This window comes from Prevotella sp. LCP21S3_D2 (genome assembly GCF_052118345.1).
Taxonomy (GTDB): Bacteria; Bacteroidota; Bacteroidia; order Bacteroidales; family Bacteroidaceae; genus Prevotella.
The window spans coordinates 1-549 of sequence record NZ_JBQKHJ010000098.1; the positions used below are offsets into that span (position 1 = coordinate 1).

1 protein-coding gene is annotated in these 549 nt (G+C 41.5%); it reads left to right on the top strand.

All coding sequences use genetic code 11. The annotated features are described in order from the left end of the window. Positions 1-27 precede the first annotated feature (27 nt). Positions 28-549: RNA-guided endonuclease TnpB family protein (locus tag ACTQ16_RS16770; RefSeq protein WP_441938573.1), on the top strand; the 522-nt coding region annotated here is incomplete at its 3' end.

Genomic DNA, 549 nt, shown 5'->3' on the forward strand with positions numbered 1-549 from the left:
CGCATTGTCAAGTTTAATCAGGTGCGTATGCTCCCTAATAGACATAATATCAAGGTTGAGATTGTTTATGACTACGACGTACAGCACGCAGATGTTGATACGGACAAATGCGCAGCCATTGACCTTGGACTTGATAATCTCGCTACGATGGTGACTGAAGAAGGGTGTGTTATCTTCAGCGGAAAATATCTCAAATCATATAATCAATATTTTAACAAAACACTTTCTCACTTGCAGTCCATTAAAGACAAGCAAGGCATAAAGCGAAGCACAAGAAGAATCATTCGTATGTACGACAAGCGAGACCGCTACTTTGAGGATGCTTTCCAAAAGGTCAGCCGCCAGATTGTTGACATGCTTGTAGAGAAAAAGATAGGTAGGTTAATTGTAGGCTACAATGCCGGATGGAAACAGGAATCCGGCATGGGCAAGAGGAACAACCAGAAGTTTGTTCAGATGCCTTTTGCGAGATTAACCTCCTATCTAAGATACAAGTGCGAAATGGTTGGCATTGACTTCGTGGAACATGAAGAAAACTACACAAGTAAA